Origin of the sequence: Microbulbifer sp. 2205BS26-8 (assembly GCF_030731025.1) — a bacterium.
Taxonomy (GTDB): Bacteria; Pseudomonadota; Gammaproteobacteria; order Pseudomonadales; family Cellvibrionaceae; genus Microbulbifer; species Microbulbifer spongiae.
Genome location: NZ_JAVAMR010000083.1, coordinates 1 through 5,196, shown reverse-complemented (window position 1 = coordinate 5,196; position 5,196 = coordinate 1). Strand labels below are relative to the sequence as shown.

The 5,196-nt window shown below is 57.1% G+C and carries 1 protein-coding gene; it reads left to right on the top strand.

What is annotated here, in order from left to right; genetic code table 11:
* A partial coding sequence (locus tag Q5Y71_RS16285; protein ID WP_306043141.1) for a SpvB/TcaC N-terminal domain-containing protein occupies nucleotides 1-5,196 on the top strand: 5,196 nt, incomplete at both ends.

The following is a 5,196-nucleotide window of genomic DNA, read 5'->3' as shown; positions in this document are numbered from 1 at the left end:
TCAAACTGGATCTACTCCAATACCATTAAAGTCATTCGAAAACCCAATATGCCGGGCAGTGCCAGCTTCTCCAACAATGAAGGGGGCACAGACAGGAATGGGTCCTTTAAACTCAACTGGGGGGCCTCGAACACACCGCCAAAAGTCACCGGCTATCAGGTTGACCAGTGCAAGGATGCCTGCAGTAGCAGCGGCACCTGGTCTCAAATCTATTCCGCAGCCAGTACAGGGCGATCAATAACGGTACCGTCTTCCGGCAAGCTCACAAACGGCTCATACCGATACCGTGTACGGGCGTTCGTCACCGTAAGCGGCACCTCCAAATACAGCGATTGGCGCTACAGCCCTGATATTACGGTCAACCGCAGGCCCGACGAAGTCACCCACTTCACACAGCCGGGCTCTGGCACACAAACGGCAAATTTTCAGGTTGCCTGGAGTGGTGTCACTGGCAGTTTTGATCCAGTGACAAGATATCAAATCCAATGCAGTATCAACGGCGGAAGCTTTACCTTTACGCCCTGTGGCAACGACAACACCGGCACAGCCACAACCCACCCGGTCAACTTGCCGGCAGGCACTGAAGGCACCTATACATTCAGGGTCCGCGCCTACAATAGCCAGGGCTGGGGCCCCTGGACCAGAGACAGCTATCAAAAATCCGTATCGGTGAATATTCCCCTGCCGCCACCACACAGCTTGTCCATCCAGGCACCGGAGTCCAGTGAATTCGGGGATTACGACATCGCCTGGTCTGGCCAGGGCACCATCACGTCGTATCAACTACAGAAACAGTGCAAAACAGGCACCGCCACCTGCGGTGTGAACGGATGGCACGCTGTCCAGTTAAGCGGTGCCCTGAGCCGCACCTATGCAGCCAGAGGGCATGTGGCGGATCAGTATCGCTACCGGGTGCGCGCGTGTAATGTGGATGCCTGCTCGCCCTGGAAGACCAGTCCCTGGGTGGCGGTGCATAACCTGGAAGGCATTACCCCCGCGGTTTCCCTCTCCCCCGGGCATACCCCCGGCGCTTTGCCCTATAGCGCCGAGGTATCACAACAGGGCGATGCGGAAATCTCCATTCCCCTGCAAGGCGCCCCCGGGGTAAACGGGCTGGTGCCCAGGATCGATATCCACTATTCCGGCGCCCGCTTCAGGGAACGCAATAATGAATCCTTACCGGAGGATTTTCTCGGCTATGGCTGGCGCCTGAGCGGCTTTGGGGAAATTCGACGCTGTGTTGTGGGCAGGCCCAATGCCGATGAGATTGCCTTGGATACCAGCGACTCCCTGTGCCTGAATGGAAAACCCCTGGTGCTGGTATCCGGTGCACATTTTCAACCGGGAGCCAAATACCACACCCAGGAAGAAAGTTTTCATTCAATCGAGATAATGCGTAACACCGAAGAAGACACCATTGCGCGGCGATGGTTTAGAGTGCAGTCCCCGGACGGGCATATCCGGGAATACGGCAATACCCCGGACAGCCGTCTGGGCGTGGGCACCTCAGCCAAATTCGGCTGGAGTCTTAACAAGGTCACCGACACCTTTGACAATACCATTCGCTATAAATACCACAACGACACGGTTGAGGGGATCAACTACCCCCTGGAGGTTGTGTATGGGAATGCCGGAGATGCGAAAATCACCTTTGAATACGGCACCCGCTCAGATGCCCCGCCACAACCGCTGGGGCCCGGGGATATACAGCAGGAGCAACTGGTATTACTGCACCACGTCAAAGTGTCGCTGAATAATCAGTTACTGCGGGCGTATAAATTTATCTCTGAGGACGAAGGGGAAGTAGAAAACTACAGGCGATTAAAGCACCTGCAACTGTGTGCCTACAATGAGAACGGCACCAACCCCCAATGCCTGGAACCCATGACGTTTAACTGGATTGAACCCAATGGTGCCAACCCCATTGATTTCAAAACCGGCATTGCCGAAGTGATCGATACTGTTGGGAAAGCCGTTCAGTTTCACCACACAATGATCAGCGCCACCGCATCCGACGGCCTGTTTTTTGAGCGCCCCTTTGGCCAGGGTATTGTGCCTGCTGAGGCCAGTCCCCTGCAGCCCGTAGGCGGAGAGTACCGCTGTGTGGTATCCGAGGTGTGGCGCTCCAATGGCGTTGCCAACGGTTGGCATAAAACCGCCTATTCCTACCAGGGCACCGGATTGGTCAGCGACAGGAACCGCGGCTTTCTCGGCTACTATGCACAAAAAGCCCATGACCTGGAATCCGGCAGAGTCACCTACCGGCAATTCCGTCTGGATTATCCCCATATCGGCACCGTCTCCAGGGTCCATGAGTATGAAGGCCCCTATCCCGCCCACAGCCAGGTCCTGGCCAAACAACAGTTCCGGGACGAGACTATCGCCCTGGCTTTCCCCAAGGCTTCCACCCTGCATACCGTGCCCGCCCAGCGTGTGGATACGGTGTACGAAGGGGGCCAGGTGATCGGATACCATGTCACAGGATTTGAACACAGCAAAAAAAGCTACGGCGGCTACGGCGAGTTTATTGATGGCAGGCTTAAAACCGAACAGTACGTAACCAATGCCACCCTGCCGAATACCCAGAGCTTTTGGGGTGAGGTGAAACCGGTTGCTGTCAGTGGTGTATTGCGCAGCCAGGAAACCGCCAGCAGTTTTACCACCCGCACAGGAAAATGGCTGATCGGGTTCAAGGACGGGGAAGAGCAGCGCTATTACAGTGGCGATACCAACATATCCCCCGACCAGGTGAATACGGTCGTCTATACCCCTTTCGCTGACAACAATAAAATCCAGAGCATGACCCGCCTGCCGGGCGATGCAAAATACGAATTGACCACCCGCTACACCTATGATGCCAAAGGCAACCTGACCACTGAACGGGTCACCGGGGTGCAGGTCGCGGAGCGCACCACCACCTACAGTAATTTTATCGATGCGCGATACCCCGCAAGGGTACAAAATGCCCTGGGTCAGATCACTACACTGGGCTATGACCAGCGCTTTGGGCAACAGAACCGTATCACCCGGGACAACCGCACCACAGCGATGGCCTATGACGCCTTCGGCAGGGAGCAGAGCCGCACCGATACCGACGGGGTGACCTTCACCACGGTAAGGGCGTTTTGCAGTGCCGGCAGCTGTCCCGTTTACGGGAACCAGCTGGTGGCCTTCAAAGTGTCCACCAGCTCCACGGTTTCACCAGCATCAGACCGCTATTACGATATTCTGGGGCGATTAATCCAGCAGGACACGCAATCCTTTGACGGCAGCGCGCTTACCAGAACCGAATACAACTATGACCTGCAGGGCCGCTTGTATCTGGAGACGGCGCCATTCTTTGTGGGAGAGTACAAACCCATCACCACCTACCACTACGATATCCAAGACCGGCGTACTGCCATCCACAGACCCGACGGCAGCCAAACCCGCACCTTGTACAGCGCACTCCCCGCAAGCAACCAATTCAAGGTGCGCGTTGAGCACGATGTGTTCAGCAGCGCTGGCACCCTTGGGGAAATCCAGGTAAAAGAGAGCCTGTATAGTGTCTCCGGCGACCTCGTAAGCAGCACCGATGCCGCTGGCACCGCCGATGCCGTGACCACCAGCTACCAATATACCGGCAGTGGCCAGATGCAATCGGCAATCGTCAATAACAATTCCGCCACTGAAGCCACCTTCAGCTACGACCTGGCCGGGTATCAGAGTACGCTCACAGACCCGAGTGTTGGCACTGTCAGGAAAACCTTTAATGCCCTCGGGGAGCTGGTGCAGCAGACGGATAACCTGGGGCAGAGCACCGCCTATTACTACGATACCCTGGGCCGCATGCGCTTTAAGGAAGACGCCCATGGTGTGGCGCACTGGCAGTATGATCCCGGCAATGCCCTGGGCGCACTCAGCCGCCAGCGCTATATTGAAGGCGCCGTAGTGCAAAGCGGATCTGTAGTGGGCGGCCAGACTGTGTATGATGAAACGCACACCTATAACCCCGCCGGAAAACTTCAAGACAAAGCGTTCACTGTGACCGCCGGCGGGCTCAGCAGGCAGTACCAATACCACTATGCCTATGATGGCCAGGGGCGCATCAGCAGCCTGACCTATCCCAGCGGTGTATCTGCGCACTACGCCTACAACAGCCGCGGTTACCTGCACAAAATCACCGATGGCACCCGGGACCTGAAGGTATTCGGCAGGAAAAACGCCCGGCTGCAAACCGAGGAAGCGGTCTTTGGCAATGGTGTGGTCACGGTCAAAACCTATGGCCGGGAAAACGGACGCCTGCAGGGCCTGCTTACCGCCGGCGCCTCTGAAATCCAGGACAACAACTACCGCTGGCGCAGTAACGGCACACTGGAAAGCCGCCAGGTGTACGGCGCGGGTAACACCGCGCAAAAGGAAGTGTTTGCGTATGATGCCCTCAACCGGCTCGAGACCGCCGAGACCCTGATTAACGGCACCAGCCGGAGAACCCTCACCACCCGCTATGACAGGCTTGGCAATATTGAAGAGAAAACCAGCAGCCTGCCTGGGGATGCCGCGGTGAGTGGCTATCAATACGGTGGCCTCGGCCATGCCGGCCCCCATGCGGTGAGCGGTGCCACTATCAACGGCACCCCCTATGCCCTCCACTACAACCGCAACGGCGCCATCACCCACTATGATGCCGCCAGCGGCGACGACAAATGGATTAGCTGGAACGCCCGCCAGTTACCCACGGAAATCGTCGTGGGCACCGGCCAAAACACCCAGAGCCCCACTGCCAGGGACCGCTTCAAGTACGGGCCCAACGGCAACCGCTACTACCGGGAAAGCAGCTGGTGGGACCCAAGCCGGCAACAGCTGGTGACTGAAAAAACCTTTATCCTCGAAGACTATGAGGACTTGCTGCCCGGAAATGATCCGGATTACCAGCGTATCCAGAAAGCCACCATCGACAGCAGTGTGCTGCAGATCAGCGCCACGGAGCACACCGGCCTGCCCCTGGCCACCCTGGAATACCTGCACCGGGACCATCTGGGTTCTATTGAAAAAATCACCGATGCGGATGGCAATCTGTTAACCGGCGCAACCGGCAGTTTTGGCTATGACCCTTTCGGCGCACGCCGGGAATCCGACTGGAGTGGTACCCTGGGAGCCCAATCCCTCACGGATTTATTGGCCAGCCAGGGATTGAGTACCAAGCGTGGCTTTACT